Source organism: Sulfurimonas limnophila, from assembly GCF_059705345.1.
In genome coordinates, this window is the sequence record NZ_AP046127.1 from 63,177 (window position 1) to 83,884 (window position 20,708).

At 34.7% G+C, this 20,708-nt stretch carries 26 protein-coding genes and 1 pseudogene; 16 read left to right on the forward strand and 11 right to left on the reverse strand.

Annotated elements, in window-relative coordinates:
* Nucleotides 1–64: 64 nt before the first annotated feature.
* The 5 genes from AC6H33_RS00305 to AC6H33_RS00325 form a co-directional block, all read right to left on the reverse strand.
* Nucleotides 65–121, reverse strand: a complete 57-nt coding sequence (locus AC6H33_RS00305) for a hypothetical protein (protein ID WP_497606006.1) — start codon at nt 119–121, stop codon at nt 65–67.
* On the reverse strand, nt 106–273 hold the full coding sequence (locus tag AC6H33_RS00310) for a hypothetical protein (protein ID WP_497605007.1): 168 nt from the start codon (nt 271–273) through the stop codon (nt 106–108). The genes AC6H33_RS00305 and AC6H33_RS00310 overlap by 16 nt, the downstream gene beginning before the upstream one ends.
* A 54-nt stretch (nt 274–327) precedes the next feature.
* Entirely contained in the window at nt 328–618 is a 291-nt protein-coding gene (locus tag AC6H33_RS00315) for an STAS-like domain-containing protein (protein WP_497605008.1), read from the reverse strand.
* Between the two features lie 229 nt (nt 619–847).
* Nucleotides 848–3,418, reverse strand: coding sequence for a cation-translocating P-type ATPase (locus AC6H33_RS00320; protein WP_497605009.1), 2,571 nt, complete (start codon nt 3,416–3,418; stop codon nt 848–850).
* Nucleotides 3,419–3,456: 38 nt separating this feature from the next.
* Nucleotides 3,457–3,603, reverse strand: coding sequence for a hypothetical protein (locus tag AC6H33_RS00325; protein WP_497605010.1), 147 nt, complete (start codon nt 3,601–3,603; stop codon nt 3,457–3,459).
* A gap of 91 nt (nt 3,604–3,694) precedes the next feature.
* Here AC6H33_RS00325 and AC6H33_RS00330 point away from each other — a divergent pair, with 91 nt between their 5' ends.
* The 8 genes from AC6H33_RS00330 to AC6H33_RS00365 all read left to right on the forward strand — a co-directional run bounded on the left by AC6H33_RS00330 (nt 3,695) and on the right by AC6H33_RS00365 (nt 9,379).
* Nucleotides 3,695–3,961 carry a hypothetical protein gene (locus AC6H33_RS00330; protein ID WP_497605011.1) on the forward strand — a complete coding sequence of 89 codons (267 nt, stop codon included), beginning with the start codon at nt 3,695–3,697 and terminating at the stop codon, nt 3,959–3,961.
* Nucleotides 3,962–4,021: 60 nt separating this feature from the next.
* Nucleotides 4,022–5,299 (forward strand): hypothetical protein, encoded by a 1,278-nt coding sequence (locus AC6H33_RS00335; protein ID WP_497605012.1) that lies wholly within the window; start codon nt 4,022–4,024, stop codon nt 5,297–5,299.
* A 132-nt stretch (nt 5,300–5,431) separates the two neighbouring features.
* Complete coding sequence (locus AC6H33_RS00340; RefSeq protein ID WP_497605013.1) at nt 5,432–6,310, forward strand: metal ABC transporter substrate-binding protein; 879 nt, start codon at nt 5,432–5,434, stop codon at nt 6,308–6,310.
* Nucleotides 6,307–7,056, forward strand: a complete 750-nt coding sequence (locus AC6H33_RS00345) for a metal ABC transporter permease (RefSeq protein WP_497605014.1) — start codon at nt 6,307–6,309, stop codon at nt 7,054–7,056. The genes AC6H33_RS00340 and AC6H33_RS00345 overlap by 4 nt, the downstream gene beginning before the upstream one ends.
* A gap of 1 nt (nt 7,057) precedes the next feature.
* On the forward strand, nt 7,058–7,369 hold the full coding sequence (locus AC6H33_RS00350) for a hypothetical protein (RefSeq protein WP_497605015.1): 312 nt from the start codon (nt 7,058–7,060) through the stop codon (nt 7,367–7,369).
* Nucleotides 7,362–7,691, forward strand: a complete 330-nt coding sequence (locus tag AC6H33_RS00355; RefSeq protein ID WP_497605016.1) for a DUF309 domain-containing protein — start codon at nt 7,362–7,364, stop codon at nt 7,689–7,691. The genes AC6H33_RS00350 and AC6H33_RS00355 overlap by 8 nt, the downstream gene beginning before the upstream one ends.
* 63 nt (nt 7,692–7,754) lie before the next feature.
* Nucleotides 7,755–8,567 carry a mechanosensitive ion channel family protein gene (locus AC6H33_RS00360; RefSeq protein WP_497605017.1) on the forward strand — a complete coding sequence of 271 codons (813 nt, stop codon included), beginning with the start codon at nt 7,755–7,757 and terminating at the stop codon, nt 8,565–8,567.
* A gap of 5 nt (nt 8,568–8,572) precedes the next feature.
* On the forward strand, nt 8,573–9,379 hold the full coding sequence (locus AC6H33_RS00365) for a DUF481 domain-containing protein (protein ID WP_497605018.1): 807 nt from the start codon (nt 8,573–8,575) through the stop codon (nt 9,377–9,379).
* On the opposite strand, the gene AC6H33_RS00370 is transcribed toward AC6H33_RS00365, so the two are convergent.
* Nucleotides 9,357–10,478, reverse strand: a complete 1,122-nt coding sequence (locus AC6H33_RS00370; protein ID WP_497605019.1) for an MFS transporter — start codon at nt 10,476–10,478, stop codon at nt 9,357–9,359. The two genes, AC6H33_RS00365 and AC6H33_RS00370, sit on opposite strands and share 23 nt — an antisense overlap.
* A gap of 122 nt (nt 10,479–10,600) precedes the next feature.
* Between AC6H33_RS00370 and AC6H33_RS00375 the strand changes: the two genes are divergently transcribed.
* The 6 genes and pseudogenes from AC6H33_RS00375 to AC6H33_RS00400 all read left to right on the forward strand — a co-directional run bounded on the left by AC6H33_RS00375 (nt 10,601) and on the right by AC6H33_RS00400 (nt 16,627).
* Nucleotides 10,601–11,089: a PAS domain-containing protein gene (locus tag AC6H33_RS00375; RefSeq protein ID WP_497605020.1), complete on the forward strand. Its 489-nt coding sequence runs from the start codon at nt 10,601–10,603 to the stop codon at nt 11,087–11,089.
* A gap of 172 nt (nt 11,090–11,261) precedes the next feature.
* Nucleotides 11,262–11,951 (forward strand): annotated as a pseudogene (locus AC6H33_RS00380) (methyl-accepting chemotaxis protein); the annotation flags it as partial.
* Between the two features lie 84 nt (nt 11,952–12,035).
* On the forward strand, nt 12,036–12,383 hold the full coding sequence (locus tag AC6H33_RS00385; RefSeq protein WP_497606007.1) for a CZB domain-containing protein: 348 nt from the start codon (nt 12,036–12,038) through the stop codon (nt 12,381–12,383).
* Between the two features lie 164 nt (nt 12,384–12,547).
* Nucleotides 12,548–14,056 carry a B12-binding domain-containing radical SAM protein gene (locus AC6H33_RS00390; RefSeq protein ID WP_497605021.1) on the forward strand — a complete coding sequence of 503 codons (1,509 nt, stop codon included), beginning with the start codon at nt 12,548–12,550 and terminating at the stop codon, nt 14,054–14,056.
* 28 nt (nt 14,057–14,084) lie between these two features.
* Nucleotides 14,085–14,708: a transglutaminase-like cysteine peptidase gene (locus AC6H33_RS00395; protein WP_497605022.1), complete on the forward strand. Its 624-nt coding sequence runs from the start codon at nt 14,085–14,087 to the stop codon at nt 14,706–14,708.
* A complete protein-coding gene (locus tag AC6H33_RS00400) occupies nt 14,705–16,627 on the forward strand; it encodes a LapD/MoxY N-terminal periplasmic domain-containing protein (protein WP_497605023.1) in 1,923 nt (640 codons plus the stop codon). Before AC6H33_RS00395 ends, AC6H33_RS00400 begins: the two co-directional genes overlap by 4 nt.
* On the opposite strand, the gene AC6H33_RS00405 is transcribed toward AC6H33_RS00400, so the two are convergent.
* Nucleotides 16,624–17,076 (reverse strand): hypothetical protein, encoded by a 453-nt coding sequence (locus AC6H33_RS00405; protein WP_497605024.1) that lies wholly within the window; start codon nt 17,074–17,076, stop codon nt 16,624–16,626. The two genes, AC6H33_RS00400 and AC6H33_RS00405, sit on opposite strands and share 4 nt — an antisense overlap.
* Before the next feature lie 154 nt (nt 17,077–17,230).
* Nucleotides 17,231–17,449: a cold-shock protein gene (locus AC6H33_RS00410; RefSeq protein ID WP_497605025.1), complete on the reverse strand. Its 219-nt coding sequence runs from the start codon at nt 17,447–17,449 to the stop codon at nt 17,231–17,233.
* 558 nt (nt 17,450–18,007) lie between these two features.
* On the opposite strand from AC6H33_RS00410, the gene AC6H33_RS00415 reads away from it, so the two are divergent.
* Nucleotides 18,008–18,229, forward strand: a complete 222-nt coding sequence (locus AC6H33_RS00415) for a hypothetical protein (RefSeq protein WP_497605026.1) — start codon at nt 18,008–18,010, stop codon at nt 18,227–18,229.
* A 14-nt stretch (nt 18,230–18,243) separates the two neighbouring features.
* Nucleotides 18,244–18,384, forward strand: coding sequence for a hypothetical protein (locus AC6H33_RS00420; RefSeq protein WP_497605027.1), 141 nt, complete (start codon nt 18,244–18,246; stop codon nt 18,382–18,384).
* Between the two features lie 90 nt (nt 18,385–18,474).
* On the opposite strand, the gene AC6H33_RS00425 is transcribed toward AC6H33_RS00420, so the two are convergent.
* The 3 genes from AC6H33_RS00425 to AC6H33_RS00435 all read right to left on the reverse strand — a co-directional run bounded on the left by AC6H33_RS00425 (nt 18,475) and on the right by AC6H33_RS00435 (nt 20,342).
* Nucleotides 18,475–18,753: a type II toxin-antitoxin system RelE/ParE family toxin gene (locus tag AC6H33_RS00425; RefSeq protein ID WP_497605028.1), complete on the reverse strand. Its 279-nt coding sequence runs from the start codon at nt 18,751–18,753 to the stop codon at nt 18,475–18,477.
* On the reverse strand, nt 18,754–19,011 hold the full coding sequence (locus AC6H33_RS00430) for a hypothetical protein (protein WP_497605029.1): 258 nt from the start codon (nt 19,009–19,011) through the stop codon (nt 18,754–18,756).
* A 452-nt stretch (nt 19,012–19,463) separates the two neighbouring features.
* A complete protein-coding gene (locus AC6H33_RS00435; protein WP_497605030.1) occupies nt 19,464–20,342 on the reverse strand; it encodes a hypothetical protein in 879 nt (292 codons plus the stop codon).
* Between the last annotated feature and the right edge of the window lie 366 nt (nt 20,343–20,708).

Sequence of the window (20,708 nt, forward strand, 5' to 3'; positions counted from 1 at the left end):
AAAAAAGTGGAGATTCATCCTCGGGGGTGTTGTTTGTTTGTTTTGTCATTTAGTCATAGCTTTTTTATCTATGTAAGACTCTACCGATTATTATCAAATCTTCCATTACATCAAAAAGTATTCTATAGTCGCCGACTCTAAGCCTATAAGAGAGATTTTTTCCTCGTTTCTTGTAGCACTTAAAAGTTTTAAATCTTCAATATCTTCTTTTGAGACTATTTCCAAGCCATCATTTTTTAGTTCCCATGTTTTACTTGGGAATTCATATCGCAATATACACTCCCAAGCACAGCATGGGAGCGAGAGAAATATACTTGTTATGCTAAGCTAAGCTGCAAATTCTTTAGAGGCTAAAAAAAGTTTACTCTTTACAAGTTCTTTTAAAAAGTCGTTAAGATTTGTAAATTTCACTTTTCTTCGTAACTCTGAAAAGCCTATTTCATGAGACAAAATAGTTGTCACTTGTTGGATAAATGAGTCTGTACAAACTTCAACATCTTCAAAATCAAGTACAATTAAACCTTCTTGATTAAGAGTGTTTAAAATTTGATTTTTAATTTTAATACCTGTTTGATGACTCGTTAACGGCATAAAGTTTTTCATGTTTAATGTTGTCATAATTATTACCTTTTTTAGTTCCCATGTTTTACTTGGGAATTCATATCGCAATATACACTCCCAAGCACAGCATGGGAGCGAGAGATAATTTTCCGTTGTTTTATTATCGTTTGTATCTTAGCTTATCCTTGCTATGCAAATCGTTAAACCCTTTAATTATGCAGATAAGTTATTTTATGTAGCTCTGTTATAAATAGCGTATGGTGTCAAATCAGAAACTTGTACTATGTTAGGGATAGAATTTTTTTCTCAAAAACTTCTCCGCTTCCATCACTGCGACAAGCGTTAAGGCAATGAGAAACAGAGTTGCCCACATCTCTAAACTAACAGGTTCAACACTTAGCAAGGATTGCATAAAAGGTGTATACATTGCTATTATATGGATAGCCTGTGCAGAGATTACTGCTATCCATAAAAGTATATTTCTGGCATGGTTTATCTTAAAAATTGAGTTGTTTTCACTGCGTGAGTTAAAGATATGAACATTCTCAAATAACACCATCATAAGCAGTGTGATATTTCTTGCTGCATCCTCTTGATATCCAAACTCAAGCAGTGTATAAAAAAGAGCAAACGCAGAGATGCCCATGTGTAAACCGCCAACTACTACTCTGCTAATCATAATCTTGTTAAATATAGGCTCTTTTGGATTACGGGGTTTGCGTTTTAGCACCTCAGGTTCTGCCTTTTCCACTGCCAGAGCGACATCTTGTATGCCGTTTGCAACAAGGTTAAGCCAGAGTATCTGCACTGGTAAAAGCGGAATTGGGATAAAAAATATTATCGAGAGAAGAACCAGCACAATCTCTGCAAATCCTGTAGCAATAAGGAGATGGACAACTTTTCTGATATTGTCATACGCCACGCGCCCCTCTTCTACACCATTTATAATTGAGCCGAAGTGGTCATCAGTAAGTATCAAGTCACTCGACTCACGAGCTACATCAGTGCCATTTTTACCCATGGCTATACCGATGTTTGCAAATTTTAGCGCTGGTGCGTCATTTACGCCATCCCCTGTTACTGCTACAAAGTGACCAAGCTCTTGAAATGTTTTGACTATAAGTTGTTTTTGCTCTGGAGAGACCCTTGCAAAGACTCGTTTGTTGGCAATCTCCTCTTTTATAGCTCCCCGCTCCTTCCAGTGAGAAATCGCAACACCCTCCATTATCTCATCTCTGTTAATTGCGATACCAAGCTCTTTTGCAATATAAAAGGCTGTGTTTGGGTGGTCTCCTGTTACCATAACTACCTCTATCCCTGCCTCTTGTGCCATAAGCAGAGCCTCTTTAACGCCTTCTCTTAGAGGGTCTGTTATAGCGGCAAATCCAAGATAGGTATAGCCATCCTCTGCAATAGTGCCACTATCGTTGTTTTTATATGCCAACGCTATATTTCTAAACCCTTTTGAAGCCCACTCATCAACCTGCTTTAAAATTGACTCACGCTCATCCTTGCTAAGCGTACTTTTTGCTACTATTACCTCTGGAGAACCCTTGATAAAATTAACTTTTCTACCCTCTATCTCATGGCTTGTGGCGGAGTATTTGTTAAGTGGTTCATAGGGAGTTAGTGCAAGAGCTTTTGATTTTGCATACTTTATAAAAAGTGACTCATCTAAAGAGAGGGCATACCTCGCTAAAGCTATATCTACCTGATCGCCCAAGAAGAGAAACTCATCTCCCTCTTTGGAGTGTGTCGATTCGTTGCATAAAAGAGCGCTTAAGAGCACATGTTTATCCACAGTTTCACTGCTGCTATAAGTTTTAGAGCATCCGATAAAGTACTCTACACTTAGAGAGTTTTGTGTCATTGTTCCTGTTTTATCACTAGCTATAAATGTGCATGAACCAAGTCCCTCTATGGCTGAGAGCTTACGCACTATGACGTTTTTCTTGCTCATGGCACTACTAGCAACGCTAAGGGCGATTGTAATCGCAACTGGGAGCCCCTCTGGAATGGCAGAAACTGTAAGTGCGACAGTTAGGAAAAAAATATCTTTTAAGGGCATATTTTGATAAACGCCAAGCACGATGATAAGCAGTGCAACACCACTGATAATTTTGGAAATATTGAAAGAAAATCTCTCCATACGCTGTATAAGTGGTGGTTTGGCGATAGTTGACTCTGCTAAAAGAGAAGCTATTTTGCCAACTTCTGTTAGCTCGGCTATTGCCACGACAACCCCGATTGCTCGACCCCTTGTAACTAAAGAGCCTCCGTAGAGCATATTTTGTCTCTCGCCTATTGGTTCATCTCCATCCTGAGAGATATATTGCGGATTTTTACTTACCTCGATAGACTCGCCTGTAAGAAGTGATTCATTTACTTGTAAATCATTTGTTTTTATAAGACGTATATCAGCGGGAGCTTTTACGCCTGACTCAAAAAAGAGAATATCGCCAACAGTCACATCTTCACTCAGTATCTCAACTTTGTTACCATCTCTTAAAACACTTACATAAGTCTTGATTACTTGTTTAAGAGCATCCGCCCTCTGCCCAGCACTATGCTCCTGATATGTTCCCACGACGGCATTTAAAAGAAGTGCCACCATAATAAAACTGGCATCACTAAACTCTTTTATAGCCAGAGATATAACAGTAGCAATGAGTAAAACATAGATGACGGGACTCTTAAACTGCTCTATAAATATATTAAAAAGAGTTCGCTTCTCGCCCTCAGGTAAAATATTTTTACCGTAATGACGGACACGCAACGCAACCTCTTCACTGCTCAGCCCATCAATGCTACACCCGAGCTCTCCAAGTGTCTCATCTGTACTTTTTGTATGAAACATACAGCGCTGCTTAATAAAGAAAAACCCTCATACTGCTGTTACTTTTTTTTCTTAGAGCTTTTTTCTGCTTTTTCTTTCTTTTTAAAATCTTTTAGATTTTTTTTGATTTGCTGTTTGAGCTCTTTTTTGAGAATGGCTTTTAGCTCTTTTTTTACTATTTTTTGGACTTTTTTCTTATCTATCATCTTAAATCCTTTAGCTTTATATGCTATATAGTAGTTCCTATAAGCTTAATATAAACTATGGCAGCCATAGTTATGTGTTATAATTGCGCCGATGAAATTAAATATATTGCTCTCGATACTCTTTGCAATTGTTACTAGCTTTGCTGCTATCCATGAAGTGGAGCATATCAAACATAATGATGGTGCAACCTGTCTGATATGTTCGGTAAATCATAACTTAGTATCTGATGATGCAGTTGTGTCCGCGAACAATGTTGAACTTTTCCATTTTGAAGCGATTGCCCACAGAGCTCCCATCTCTTACCTTCACATTGAGACAAGCTCAAACCAAAACCGCGCTCCTCCAAAACTATCCTAAACCCCAACAAAAAAACAATTATTACAAACACAAAAATATAATCTATTAGGATAGAAAATTATGAAAAAAATATTATTGTCAAGCGTACTTTGTACAGCTTTAGTTTATGGTGCAGAAGTACTGCCAGTTGAGAAAAGAACTTTTGATCAGTCAAAGTTTATTCCAGATATTTCACTTGTTATGGATGCTTCTTATGTTGATAGAAATGTAAAAGATGCAGAAGTTGGACATCTTGAAGTTCCAGGTATAGCACATGGTTTGCTTGGATCTCACTCACATGGCGATAGCAACCACGCAACGTATAATGCAGAAAATGGCTTTAACCTAAACTACGCAGAATTAGTTCTATCAAGCTCAGTTGATCCATTTTTTACAATGGATGGTGTGTTTCACTTCTCAGAAAATGGTGTTGAGATAGAAGAGCTCTTTTTTACTTCAAATGGGCTAGGTTACGGCACAAAGGTAAAGGGTGGAAAGTTTAACTCAAACTTTGGCTACCTAAATGAGCAACATCACCACGCTTGGGATTTTGCAGATATGCCACTTGTTTATGAGGCATTTTTAGGGATGCACGGTATTAATGAAAATGGCGCACAAATCCAGTGGACAGCTCCAACTCCTTTTTACCTAATGGCTGGTTTTGAGGTTCTTCAAGGTGAGAATGAGCAGATGTTTGGAAAAGAGAGCATTGACTTAACTGTAATAAATCCAGCAGCAAATCCTCAAATCGCTGATGGCAAAGATGGCTCTGCCCTTTATGTAGGATATGTAAAGGCGTCACAAGATATAGGAAACACTACTATACTTGGAGGTCTATCTTATGCACAGGGTAACTCTATGATAGATCATAGTGATGATGAAGAACCACATGTATTTAGTGGAGATGCAAAGCTTTATGGTGCTGATTTTGTTATACTACATGCACTTGATTCTTACAAATCTATAAAATGGCAGAGTGAATATCTTGCAAGAGAGTTAGATGGTATCCAATACGCTGACAATGCAGGTACATTTGTATCTCCAACCATGCTTAAAAAACAGAGCGGTTTATACACACAGCTTGTATATACTCATGACAAAAACTGGAGAATGGGTGTAAGATATGACACGATACTTCAAAATGATGTAACAAAAGCAGGGGCAGATGTAGAACAGCCTGATGGACTTGACAAATATAGCGTAATGGCAGAGTACCACACAAGCGAATTTGCAAGATTTAGACTTCAGTACAGCCATGATAATGCAATGTTTAATGAAGATGGAGATAGAGAAAAAATCGATACTATCATTCTTCAAGCAAATATCTCTATCGGTGCTCACGCAGCTCACTCGTTTTAACTATTTGAACGATGTCGGAAGTATACCCTCAAGGGGTACCTCGATTCCGCCATCTACGTTAGCCGCTAAGGCACTAAAGCTACGAAAAACATAGTTTTTCGAGAATTACAAAGATTATAGATTGGAGTATATATGAAAAAACTACTAACAATACTAACACTTTTACCACTAACCCTCTTGGCGCACTTAGATATCGCTGTTAGTTACCCTTATATAGGCGCTCTGACAAAAACTATTGGCGGTGAGCATATAACAACTACTGTTCTAGCAAAGGGAAATTGGGACCCACATTTTATAATCCCACGTCCCTCTTTGATAGCTAAAGTTAGAAATGCAGACGCACTTATCATGAATGGAGGTCAGCTTGAAATCGGTTGGCTTCCTCCTCTGCTAAATCGCGCAGGAAATCCAAAAACTTCTCCAAGCTCACCAACCTTTTTAAATCTATCCCACCACGTAGAGTTGATAAATAAACCAACAACAGTTGATAGAAAAGATGGCGATATTCATCCAGATGGCAATCCGCACTTTCATCTTGACCCACAAAACATCCTCATTCTTGCAAATGTTATAAAAGAGTTTCTTATCTCAATTGATAAAGAGGATAAAGAGGTATATGAAAAAAACTATGCAGAGTTTTTTGCTATGTGGAGCGAGAAGATTGTTATTTGGAAGCAGAAAATGAGTGATAAAAATGGACTTAAAGTTATACAGTTTCATGACAATCTAGCATATTTTAACAAAGCATACGGAATAACAAATATAGGAACAATTGAGCCACTAGCTGGGATTCCGCCATCTTCAAAACATACTATAGAGATAATCGAACTTATAAAAAAAGAGCATCCATGTTGTATCTTGCACGATGTTTATCACTCAACAAAAACAGCAGATTTTATAAGCCAAAAGAGTGGTATAAAAGTGATTGTTATGCCTCATGATATAGAAGCACTAGAGAGTATTGATAACCTAAGCGCTCTGTTTGATTATTTAACGAGTGCGATAAAATGATAGATATTTTACTTGTTCCCATAGCTCTTGTAGTCATCCTCGTTATGCTTCACTCTTATTTTGGTATGGAGATACTCAAGCGAGGTATTATCTTTACAGACTTAGCAATTGCGCAGTTTGCGGCTCTTGGCTCATCTATCAGTCTTGGGTATTTTCATGAAGAGCATTTTTATATACTAACACTCAGCTTTGCCTTATTGAGTGCGTTTCTTATAGCTTTTGCATCGACTAGAAAACTCCATCTTGAAGCGTTTATTGGGATTTTATATGTTTTGGGAGCAAGTGGAATTATGATGGTTTTATCTCACTCTGCCGAGGGAATGGAGCATTTCAAATCCCTTCTTGCTAGTGATATACTCTTTACTCCGCCCCTTGAAGTTGCAAAAAGCGCTGTTATATACGCTTTTATAGCTCTATCACTCTACTTTATATATCCAAAACTAAGCGGATTTTTAAAAGAGCTTCTCTTTTTCTCACTCTTAGCTATTACAGTTACTTCGTCTGTCTCACTTGCTGGAGTTTTTGTAGTCTTTGTTCTTCTTATCGCTCCTCCCTTTGTTGCTCTGTCGCTAAACTTTAAAAAGCCTTTGATAGGAAGTTTTATCTTTGGATGGTTTTTTAGTATAAGCGCAATTACCCTATCATACTTCTACGATTTGCCAACGGGTTACAGTGTTGTATTTTTAGGAGCATTTTTAACCGCGTTAGCTGTTTTAGTAACATCAAAAAAGGCGTTAAACAACTGATATGAATTTTCCAGACGAATGGACACAAAAAGAGTTTTTGCAAAATAAAAAAGAACTTGAATCCATAGGGATAAAAGTTCTTTTGATAGATACTATCCTCGCACCAATAGAAAAAGCAGATACGCTAATATACAACCCTTATGAGTTGAAAAACGAACCAGAAGGAAGTGTCTTCGTCTTCTACTGTGACAGCGGAAAAGCGACACTAAATAGGCTCCAAGAGTATAAAGAGAAGTTTCCAAAACACCACTGTATATCACTGCGTGGCGGCAGAGGCTACTGGCGAATAAATATGATGTTGCTTGATGATTGAACACGAAAAACAGCTAGAGTGTTTTATACAAAACCTCCGCAGTGAAAACTTTTACGATGCACACGAAGATATGGAACTTCTTTGGTTTAAGCGAAGATTTGAGGACTCAAATGAGGTCAAACTTCTAAAAGGCTTTATCAACGCCTCTGTAAGTTTCGAGCTTTTTAAAAAAGGCAAGATAGAGGCTTCTGCAAAAGTATGGCCAACTTACCTAAAATACAAAGAATTAATCAACAACATAAACTCCCCCCACCAAGAGACATACTATCTAATCATAAAAGAGATACAAACCATCAAAGAGACTCAATATAAAATAACCTAGCTCTATTTTTTGATATAATTCCGAAAAAATTTATCAGTATATGAGATTTATTAGGAGTAGAAGATGGATATATCAAAATATAGTGATTTGGCCATTATGTATATAAGTGAATACGGCTTAAAAGTTTTAGCAGCTATTGCCATATTTTTTATTGGTAAGTTTGCTATTAAAAAAATAGTATTAGTTATTAAAAAAATTATGTTGAGCGCAAATATTGATTTAACTCTTGTTGAATTTTTATCAAAAGTTATCTACTTTGCTCTTTTTATAGTAGTTATCCTAGCTTCTCTTAATGCGATTGGCATAAATACAACATCATTTTTAGCAATCTTTGGAGCGGCTTCTTTAGCTATCGGTTTAGCACTTAAAGACTCACTCTCAAACATAGGAGCTGCTGTTCTTATAATAATTTTTAGACCTTTTAGGGTTGGAGATTTTATAGACGCTGGTGGCGCTTCTGGTAAAGTTGAAGAGATAAATCTTTTCTCTACAATTTTGGCAACCGTTGATAACAAAACAGTTATGATTCCAAACTCATCTGTTATAAATTCTACTATAACAAACTACTCAAATAAGCCCTCACGCAGGGTAACTCTATGTATCGGTGTTAGCTATAACGATGATTTGAAGTTTGTAAAAGAGACACTCCAACAAATCATACGTGAGGATGAGAGAGTTTTAATGGAGCCAGAGCCACTTGTAGCAGTTAGCGAACTAGCTCAAAGCAGTGTAAATTTTACGTTTAGAGTATGGGTAAACAATGACGACTTCTGGAATGTAAACTTTGATATGTTAGAAAAAATAAAAATAACGTTTGATGAAAAAGGGATATCTATTCCATTTCCACAGATGGATATTCACACAAAAAAGGATTAGTAAAAATGTATAAAAAAATAGTTGCCCTCTCTCTGATAACTTCTTGCCTAATAGCAGCAAACACAGAAGATGTAAAAGATGAGATAAAAGAGACCAAAGCAAAGATTGCTAAATTAAAAGCAAATTTAAAAGAGCTTCAATCAACATTGCCAAAAGAGGATTATGTCTTTAATGCTCGTGCTGAAATTGGGTACGTATCAAACTCAGGAAACACTGATACAGAGAGTTTTAACGCAGATACAAAGATAACAAACAGCTGGGATTTGCACTCTCTTGAGTTGTCAATGCTTATGCAGTATGGAACAGAAGATGGTAAAGAGAATAAAAATAGATTTTTGGGTGAACTCCTTTATGACTATAAATTGTCAAAACTACTCTCTCTTAACTACTTAGTTGGTTACAAAGATGATAAATTTTCTGGATTTGACTATCAGTTCTACACAGGACCGGGTGCTAAATACTTGGCGATAAAAACTGACTTTCATGATTTAACATTAGATGGAAATCTCTTATACGCAAAAGATAAAATTTTTGGCGAACAAGAGAGAAAATACTATGGTTACAGACTAAAAGGTGTATACAATATGCAGGTGCTTGAAAATCTAAAGTTTCATCAAACACTTAGTTATAGATCAGAATTTTCTGACTTTGGAAACTACTTTGCTTATTCAAAAACTGCTTTTACGACAAGACTATCTGAGATATTTTCAACTGGTGTTGCTTACCACATCGACTACACAAATCAACCAGCACTTATTGGAAAAACTTCAACAGATAAGATGTTTACGTTTAATCTAATCGCTGACTATTAATAGTTCTTTGGGTTCTTCCCCAAAGATGTAAAAACCAAGTTGCTATAAGTGCGATAAATGTCGCACTTAAAAATAGGTAGCTTGGATATAACTCATATATATAACCTGCAATTAGCGCCCCCAAAAATGCCCCAAAACCGTAAGTGATTCCTGAGAAAAACTGTTGTGCTAAAGATTTATGCTTATAGAGATAAAAAAGATAGCTAATTGAAGCCGAATGAAAGAGCGCAAAACTAAGTGCATGTAGAGATTGTGAAAAAAATAAAAATCCTATATTGTTTGGAAATAAGAAGAGCAAAAGCCAACGAATCGCAGTTACAAAGGTAGTTATTTGCAGGATAAGAAGCAGATTTTTGCGCAAAAGTGAGCCCTGAAAATAGAGCATAAAAATCTCTACGATAACACCAAAACTCCAGAGATAAATCGTAACGTCCAAGCTTACGCCATGATCTGTTGTATAGATAGTAAAGAAGTTATAAAAAGAGCCAAAACTGACCTGCATAAGAGTAAGACCAAGCCATAACTTCCAATCTTTTAAAAGATTTATATCATTAACGTGTTCCTCATGTTTATCTAGCACTGTTGCAGCTTTTTTTGCAATCAAATGCCCAAATAGCGCTGTTATTGTAGTTAAAACCAAAAGATACAAAAGTGCCACATCAGCACTGTCTAAAAACTTTACCAAAACAAGAGCTACCAAGATAAATCCTACCGAGCCAAAGAGTCTTATTTTTCCATATCTCTCTTTTTTTAGATACTGAAGTGATATAAGTTCTATATAGGGAAGAACTATACTAAGCCCAATACCTAAGCTTATATTTGAGAGTAAAAGTTTATAAAAGTTATCTAGTGAAAAATAAAAAGAGAGTGCGCTAAAACACATTATCAAAAGTGAGATGTTAAAACTAGCTATGTTTATCTTTAGCCCTTTTATGAAAGCAAAAGGGACAACAAAACGAACAAGCGGAGCTGCTGCAAAAATTATACCTATATCACTTGCGCTATATCCCGCCATAGAGAGGACTTTTGGCAAGAAAATAATATAAACACCAATAATTGAAAAGTAAAAAAAATAAAAGATTGCCAGTAATATTGTCATGCATAATTATACTACTTGTAAGTTAAAACCTGTGATATAATTGTGACAATTTAAAATTATATTAAATTATAATTTTAAAAAAAACAATATATGTAAAATCAATAAAAGGGAGGTTCTTTGTTATGCTTAGAGAGATGAAAGAGGATGATTTCATTGTTTCAAAAACAGATTTAAAAGGTCGAATTACGTACTGCAATAAAATTTTTATGGAAATGGCAGAGTATAGTGAGGAGGAACTACTTGGAAAAGCACATAGTATTATAAGACATAAAGATATGCCAAAGGCTGTCTTTAGATATCTTTGGGAGACTATTCCTAAAAAAGAGGAAGTTTTTGCCTATGTAATCAACAAAACAAAAAACAATAATGATTACTGGGTCTATGCAAACATTACCGCAACTCTTGATGAGAGAGGAAATATTGTAGATTACTACTCAGTTCGACGCAGACCAAATCCAAAAGCACTTGAAGTTATCATACCACTTTATAAAGAGATGCTTGAGGTAGAAAAAAGCAGTGGTGTTGATGCTTCATTTAAAGTTTTAACAGATATTTTAGCAGAGAAAGGAATGGCATACGATGAGCTTATTATCAATCTTCAAAATCAGTAAAAACAGATATAAAAAAAGACATGATGAGATTCATAATGAAGTTGTCAGTATACTCAAAGAGGCAGCCGCTGGAAGACTTAGCGCAAGGATAACACGCATTCCAGATGATGGTTCAAAAGAGTCAGCATTTGCATGGAGCATAAATGATGCATTAGATCAGTTTGAAGCGTTTATGAGAGATGTTCAGACATCAATTGAGAGTGCAGCAAATGGTAAAACTCATAGAAGTACAGACCCTCATGGTCTTCATGGTATATTTCGTACAACTTCAGAAAAACTCCAACTTGCAATCTCTTCTATATCTTTAGGGCATGAGACAAAAATCAAGAGTAAACTCTCGGATGATTTTAGTACACTTGGCGGAGGGGTTAGTGGCGGACTAGAAATCATACAAAAAGATATAGTTCTATCGCAAAATGGCTCTGATGAGATTTCACAAGTGTCTCAAAAAACAGCTCTTCTTTCTGAATCAAGCTTAGATAATGTAAAAGATATTAGTAAGAAACTAGCTACTCTTTTAGATTCTATCTCATCTTCACACGATATTATTTTAAATCTTGGGCAGAGAGCTCGTGATATTTCAAATGTTGTTGGTCTTATAAAAGATATTGCAGATCAGACAAATCTACTCGCACTTAATGCTGCAATTGAAGCTGCTCGTGCTGGTGAACATGGGCGTGGCTTTGCCGTAGTTGCAGATGAGGTTCGCAAACTTGCAGAGCGTACTCAAAAAGCAACGCAAGAGATAGAGATAAACATATCTACTCTTCAACAAGAGTCAAACGAGATGATAAGCAGTTCTGAAAATATCTCAGAGATTGCAGCAGAGTCAAACAGTGTAATAGCTGAGTTTGAAAAAACTTTTGAAGAGTTAAATGCCTATGCAAACAAATCTTCAGAAATATCTACGGCTATAAACAATCAACTCTTTACAACACTTGTAAAAGTGGATCATATTATCTTCAAATCGACTGCCTACTCATCTGTAATAAACTCACACGCAGATAAACATTTTGTGGACCATAAAAATTGTCGTATGGGTAAATGGTACTTGGGAGTTGGTGCTGAGAAATTTGGAAATACAAAAACCTATAAAGAGATAGACCCACTTCACGCAAGTGTCCATGACTCTGTTTTGAGAAATCATGAGTATGTTAAAAAAGGAACCGTATTAAAAGGTGAAAATCCAAAAGTTATATTTAAAAACTTTAGTGAAATGGAAGAATCTTCTAGACAACTCTTCAAAAAGCTAGATGAGATGGTTCAAGAGTATATGAAAAGTGGCAAAAAATAGTCATTTCTTTTGAGTATTTACTTGATGTTAACTAATAATTAATATCATTATGCATCTCGATTATGTTCAACCCCTTTCATAAAAGAGAAATATAACCTATAAATTATTTTAATTATCCAGCCATTCCCCCTTTTTGGCTTGGATAATTATGCTAAACTTACCCCATGAAAAAAATCATCCTAACAACTTTAAATTCAAGATTTACTCACACTTCAATCGCTCTTAGATACCTTTTTGCAAATTTAGCAGAACTCCAAAGTGATGCACTAATCCAAGAGTTCACTATCAATGACGCAATGCAGAGTATAGCCCAAAAACTACTCTCACATAAGCCTAAAATCATAGGCATAGGCGTATATATATGGAACGTTAAAGAGGTTTATGAACTAATCCATATCATCAAAAAGGTCTCTCCTTCTACAAAAATTATCTTAGGCGGACCAGAAGTCTCACATGAGCCATTTCGCGTAAATCTGGACCTTGCTGATTTTATCATTCAAGGCGAGGGCGATATAGCTTTTTACGAGCTGTGTAAAAATATTCTCTCATCAAATGAGCCAAAAGAAAAAATCATAAAAATGAGTATGCCATCACTAAAAAATATAGCTCTTCCATATAGATATTACAGTGATGATGATATAAAAAATCGCTATATTTACGTTGAAGCCTCACGTGGTTGCCCTTTTGAGTGCGAATTTTGTCTCTCTTCTATGGATGAAAAAGTAAGAGCGTTTGATATAGACAAACTGCTTGAAGAGTTTGAGCTTTTATGGCAAAGAGGAGCTAGAAATTTTAAATTTATTGACCGAACTTTCAACCTAAATATAAAAACTGCAACTACGCTATTGGATTTCTTTTTAAACAAAGAGCAAAATGAGCCATATTTTGCGCACTTTGAAGTTGTGCCTGACCATTTTCCACAATCACTAAAGAGCAAAATTGCATCTTTCAAAGATGGTGCCCTGCAGCTTGAGATAGGGATACAGACATTAAATCCTCAGATTGCAAAAAATATCTCAAGAGTTCTGAATTTAGAGAAGATTAAAGAGAATATTCTTTTTTTAGAAAATGAGACTCACGCACATATTCATCTTGATTTGATTGTTGGTTTACCAGGAGAATCTCTTGGGAGTTTCGGGAGAAATTTAGATGAGTTGGTCTCACTTAGTAGCTGCGAGATACAAATAGGTATTTTAAAAAAGCTATCAGGAACCTACATAAATCGCCACGATATAGAGCATAAAATGATATATAGTGACATCCCTCCATATGACGTTTTGCAAACATCACAACTTACGTTTGAGCAAATTGGTATCATGAAAAGATTTTCAAGATTTTGGGATTTAACTTACAATAGCGGTAACTTCAAACAAAGCGTAAAGTTAATCTGGCAAGATGAGAGTGTATTTGAAAATTTTTATGCTTTTGGTCTTTGGATGTATGAGCAAACTGATTCAACTTGGCAAATCTCGCTTCAGAGATTAGGTGAATTGCTCTTTAGATACTTATGTGAAGTTAAGCAATTAGCTCCAGAAGTTGTCGCAAATATTATGATAGATGACATGATGAGGCTCGAGGGAAGAGTTCTCCCGCAATATCTAAAACAATATGCTTCAAATCTCTCAAACAGTGCCAAAAAAGGAACATCTGGCTTTAACAAAAGACAGCAATAAAATTCAAACTTTTTTGATATAATCGCATATGCTTAGATTAAAAGTTCTTATACTATTATCACTATTTTTTGCAAGTTTTATCTCATCTTCCGAGCCTTTTACGGATAAGGAGCTTCTTGATGCAATCGAGAAAAAACATAAAATATTTGCAAAAAAAAGACTCTTTTTTCTTCAAGAGACACTTGACGCATTAAAAGATAAAAGTGATTTAGAAAAATTAGAAGAGGTAAATAACTTTTTCAATGAAGTACAATACGCTTCAGATATGCAAGTGTATGGTAAGAGTGATTACTGGGCTACGCCATGGGAGTTTTTAGGTAATGACAGAGGCGACTGTGAAGATTATGTTATAAGTAAATACTTTGCTCTAAAATATCTAAAAGTTGACTACAAAAAACTCTTCTTTACCTATGTTCGTTCTACAAAATTTAAAGAACCTCATATGGTTTTGACCTACTTTGAAACTCCAAAGAGCGAACCGCTTATTTTGGACAATAACAATCGTAAAATATTTCCAGCTTCAAAACGTACAGATTTAACACCAATCTATAATTTTAATGGTGATATGCTAGAAGAAGCAGGAAAAAATAGTGAAAAATCTCACAAAAAATGGGATGAGCTAAAGCTCAACATGCAAAGGAAGAAAATATGACACTCTTTAAACAAATAGCCATAATACTATCGTTCTTTTTACTTATCATATTAGCAACAGTGCTAACACTTAACTTTAAAAGTGCAAATAGAGGCGTTCAGGAGAGATTATATGATGATGCAAAAAATACAGCAACTTCACTAAGTCTCTCTCTTGGTAGTGCAAATGGCGATATTACTATGATGTCAACTATGATAAATGCCAATTTTGATAGCGGCAATTATCGCCATATTTCACTCCTTGATGTTGATAGTAAAGTGGTATATGATAGAAAGATAGAGAGCGATTTGAGCGCTATTCCAAAGTGGTTTATCTCTTTGGTAAACCTTCAAGCACCAATTGCACATGCAAATGTATCTGCAGGATGGAGTCAAGTTGGGATTTTAAATGTACAGAGTGATGCAACGTACGCGCATAAGCAGTTATATGCTATTTTGATAAATCTTCTTCTATCTTTTGCTTTTATCGCAATAGTTGGCCTTGGTATATTGTATATGCTCCTTCTTATAGTATTGAAGCCTTTAAGAGAGGTTCAAAAACAAGCCGCCGCTATTACAAGACATGAATTTATTATTCAAAATAATATCCCTTATACAAAAGAATTTAGAGATGTTGTTCTTGGAATGAATGCAATGGTTAGAAAAGTAAAAGCTATGTTTGATAAAGGAAATGAAGAGTTAAAAGCACAAAAAGAGCTAGAGTATATAGATAAAGATACACAGTTAAAAAATAGAAAGTACTTAACAGATAAACTCCCTTCATACCTCAAAATAGACTCATCTTATGAGGGTGGCGTAAATATGATTATTGCTCTTAGCGGTATTATTGAAGCCAATGAAAAGATAGGACGAATGAGAGTGAACAAATTGTTTGTAACTATTTCAAATATTTTTAATACACAGACAAAAGATATAAAAGATGCAATTGTTGCAAGATTAAACGGAACAGAATTTTCACTTCTTTTACCAAGTTATTCAAACGAAAATGCCATAGAGTTAGCGAAAAATATAAAAGAGCTATGTCATAGTGCAATTAAAGAAGCAGAACTTGATACAGAAGAGACTTTTGTCTCAATAGGTGCCTATGAGTATAAAAACAGAGACACTATATCTGAACTCTTTGCGCGTTCTGATAATGCTCTTGCACAAGCAAAATTCAACCATAAAAATATACATATCCAAAAGAGTGATTGTGCAGTAGAAGTTATGGGAAAAGAGGCTTGGAAGCTACTTATAAATAAGGCAATAGAGAAAGATAGATTTAACTTTGTATCATGGAATGTAATTGATACAAAAATTAAAAAACTTTTCCACCATGTTCTTAGTATTCATCTAACATTAGATAAAAACACATCTTACTCTTATGCTCAGTTTATGGCTCCAGCTATTCAAAATGGACTAAGTGTAAATATCTATAAAAAAATACTTACAATGCTTTTTAAACACTCAGCTACGCTTCTTAGTGCGTCAACTTACTCACTAAGACTCCCGCATGAATATCTAGAAGCACATGATACATACCATGAGCTAAGTGAGCTTCTGCGCATAAATGCTGCAACCCTTGGCTTTAAAATCATTATAGAGCTTCCAGATAAACTGATACGTCAAGACTCAAAACTAATCAGAGAATACATAGCTCTTTTTAGAAAATTTGGTATCGAAATAGGTGTGTTTGAGTTTATAGGCGAGAGCGATGATTATCAATATCTGCAAGATTTAAGACCTGTATATATAAAGGGAGAAAGCAGTTACTTCTTAACGCAAAGTGATCAATCTCTATCTGCTCTAAGGCTGATAACAGACACTGTTGGCATAGCGCTTATCGCGGTTGGAGTTATAGATATGGAGAGTTTAGAGAAGCTAGAGAGCAGAGGTATTCATGTTGTTCAAGGAAAGGTAACAGAGAACCTTGAGTTTTAGATGCCTCTTGAGTTCAGCCCTTTTGTTATAGCATCATTTATCTCTTGTCTGTAGTCTGGATTTAAACGTGCCAACTCTCTATCAAAATCTATTATTAAGTTCTTGTTTGCATGAGGGTGCCTACACAAGGTAAAGAGCACATCTTCATAAATATCAAAATCTTTATGAGCCCTTAAGCCCATTTTTTTATGAAACACTCCGTGATGTTTTAAAATCATATCAAGAGCGTATGAGAGTCTTGCAGCATCAGATTTCTTATTTTTTACGATAGAGACCAAAACATTTAAATTTGTCTCTTCATTTGCTATTGTATTTGCATCTATGTTTGCTTTATGAGTATTATTTGGTTTTTTTCTCTCTTTGTTTGGTTCTAGGAAAAGAAGAAAAACTAAAAGAGATAAAAGTGCGACAAGTCCCATAATAGACTTTATAATTAACTCGGTTTCCATTTACTACTGCTTTTTTTTGTATTATATCTTATGTAAATATTATATCGGCTTTGATTAACTCAAATGAATGTTTAAAGTGAGAGAATGTGGTTATTTAAAAAAGTAAGGGGTGGGAGAGTAAGTTCAAGCAGCTAATAGCCGCTTGAATATAAAATTACAGACCTGTAACGTTTTCTGCTTGTGGACCTTTTTCGCCTTGACCAACTTCGTAAGTCACTTTTTGACCTTCGTTTAGTGATACACGACCATGACCGCTGCTGTTAATTTGACGAAAGTGTACAAATACATCTTTTCCGCCATCTTCTTGTTCGATAAAACCGAAACCTTTTTCACTGTTGAACCATTTAACTGTTCCGTTTACTAATGTTGCCATTGTAACTCCTTGTTTTGTTTGAGTACACCAAATTGCTAAGGTGGTAAAAAATCTAATATAAAGCTTTATTTTAGGTCGAATGTACCAACAACAAGAAGTCATCAATATAAAGTATACTAAAGATGTAACTTGAATCATCTTTTCTTAAGAGAAATTATAGCTAGATAAAATGCAAAGCACAAGGAGAGTTTTAAATTATACATAAGTTGTCAAAGATAGTTTATAGATTATGTGTTTAAGTTTAAATTCATAATGACACTAGAAAGGAAACCAAATGAATTCTTAAAGCTTGAAAGTAAGTAATATAGGGGATTAAAGTGGTGGACCCTCAGAGATTCGAACTCTGGGAGGTATAACCCTCGCCGGTTTTCAAGGCTCGCTCTAGGAAATCGCCTATGGCATAGAAAGCCGAGCACGACGGTGTTTTTGGCAGTATTGCCAAGTCTAAAACCGGTCTTTTTTTATGACTTTTTATGTGGTAGGTGGGCGTAAAAGTAGTCGTGAAGCCTGAGACATTTTTGCTAAAAATTAGTTACAATAATGAGACTAGGAGTTTATATGCATACAATACAACTAAATATCGATGATTCCATTTTTGACAAATTTATGGGTCTGCTTGAGATATTGCCAAAAGACAAGGTAGAAGTTACAAGTGGGAGAGAATATCCATCTATCTCTTTTGAAGAAGCAAAACAAAAAGTTCAAAAGGCTGTAAATAGCATTTCAGAAAATAAGGGCATTCCTTTAAGCCAAGCTATAGACAAAGTGCTACAGTCTTAAATGCATTAAGCGAAATGCCTCATCGCTGTAGGAAAAGTTACTATATTGAGGATGAAGATACAAGAGACTTGATATATAAAAAATACACCATCGTTTTCAAAATAATTGAACAAAAGGTGTATATATTGACACTCTTTAGACAGAGAACTTTTTAAAATCAAGAAGTTAATGGGTCTTTTTTATGACTTTTTATGTGGTAGGTGGGCGTAAAAGTAGTTGTGAAGCCTGAGACATTATTAAGGGCTTTATTTATCAATCCATTTAAAAATGTCTAATATAGAAATTCTATTTTCATCAAGTTCTACTAGATAAATTATTGTATAACCTTTAAAAATCATATCTCTAACATTCTCATTTTCATTATGAATTGATGGTCGAAATTTATGTGGAAAGTTTGCTAAGTTATTGATTTTGTTATCTACTTCACTTTTGAAGTTTAAAGCTCTGTTTTTACTATCTTTTGAGATGTAAGAGAGTATGTTTTTGAGTGAATCTAAGTATTCTCTTTTGCGTAAAATGGTCATTTACAGAGTCTTCATAAATTCATCTATCTCTTTATCATACTCTTTTTGGCTAAGTAGTACAGCTTCACCGCTTTTTATATCTTGGAGTGATTTTGCAACTCTTTTTTTTGCTTCTTCTTTGGTAATCGCAGGGTAGCCATCATCTAAAGAAAGCTTCACAAATTTTATGAAATCATTGACCAAACTTTGTGTGTCACTACCATATCTTGAAGCTATAAAGCTTTCTACTTCCGGATTATTAATTTGGATGGTTTGCATGTCAAAACCCCTCTCTTCACTTTCTGTATTGTAACATTATTCTTTTTATAAACGATTAACATAAGAGTTCTCCGCTCTCTCTAAAATTGCTTCTGCGTGATAATCAATTACAACCTATTTTTTTACCAAAAAACCTCAATTATTCAACTTTTCGTCAAAAATCATGAAAAAAAGACAGGAAATGAGACAGGCTATTTTAGGCGAAGTGCTTGAAACATAGACAAGGATGGTGTTTGTGAGGATGTCCTCGCCGGATTAGTTAATTGGCGAGATGGTTTGAGTGAGTGGTTGTTATATCGTTCCAAAATTCCTTAGGATTTGTGGGAATTTAGCGTTTGGACTTTTTGAACACTTTGTGGAACACGATAAACTTGTAAAAGCTGATATTGTTCCAAATATAAGAGTTTATTGAGTACATAAAATTGTCTAGTTTATAGGGAACATTCCAAAATTTAGTTTGAAAGAATAGCTGCCTTATAATCAAATCTTTTTGTTTCATTTTTCAAAAAGCTAGAATCAATTCTTTTCGTTTCACTTTTCAAAAAGCTATAAACATTTTTTTCTTTTATAGAATAAAAGAACATTCTATCGTAAACCTTACCAATCAAATATAAGTTTGGTATAGAGTCATTAGCTATAAACACATTCAAACCTTGACTTTCAGTTTTTTTTATAAACTCTGCATAAACTTTAGCACTCCTTTTAACCTGATACATTGTGTAGCTATTTAAAAAAAAAGACATAATTAGCACTAAAAATAGACCCGTGTAACTTGACAGAGTTTTTTCAAGTCTAGATTTGTTTTCTGGGCTTTCACGACTGCTAATCTCGATGGCTAATATAATTAAACCTAAACAACATGAGGCAAAAATAAGTGGCTCTATTGCTTCACTATAAAAAATTGTCGCTACTATATAAATTGCAATAATAAACATTAGAATTAAAGATAAAAAGTAGTAGATACCATATTCATATTTAACTAAAAGTGGAAATCCAGTTTTTTTTATTATCGACATCTTCTTAGATTCATTTTTGAAATTCATAATATATGTGTACCTAAAGAATACATAAACTAGAATCGATATTGTGATAGCTAGTACAAGATTTAGAATCATATTAAAAACATATTCATTGCGAATCCAAGAAAAAAAGAAATCGCTAGGTTCAGCATATATTAAATAATCAATATTAAATTCAAGAAAAAATGTTTTTTCATATACATACCCTATGTATGAAGTATAAGTCAAAACAAGTGCGAGGATAATAACTGGGCTACCTTTTAACCAATCATATAAATGTGTGGTAATCGTTTGTTTTTCTGAAATATTCATAGATGTCCTTTTTAAGAATTATACCATTAATGCTATAAAGTAGAATATTCTACAATTAAAAATCATGCCAAAGATATCACTTTAATATTTATCAACTTAATACACTTTATAAGCCTCCCAAAAAACTGTAGGTTTTGGAACAAAAAAAAAGAGATGAGTTCATACTCAATATATAAAAAGTCTAAGTCAAATCTACGACCAAAATCATCATAACCCGACAAACTAGACCGGCGAGTTGCCCACAATCTCAAACGCCGTTTTCATCGAATGATTACAATTTTATAGAGACTAAACTGCGACTAAAATTGTTTGAAAAGTAAAAAAATATTGAAAAAGTAAATAGATAGAATAAGGTTATTGATATAA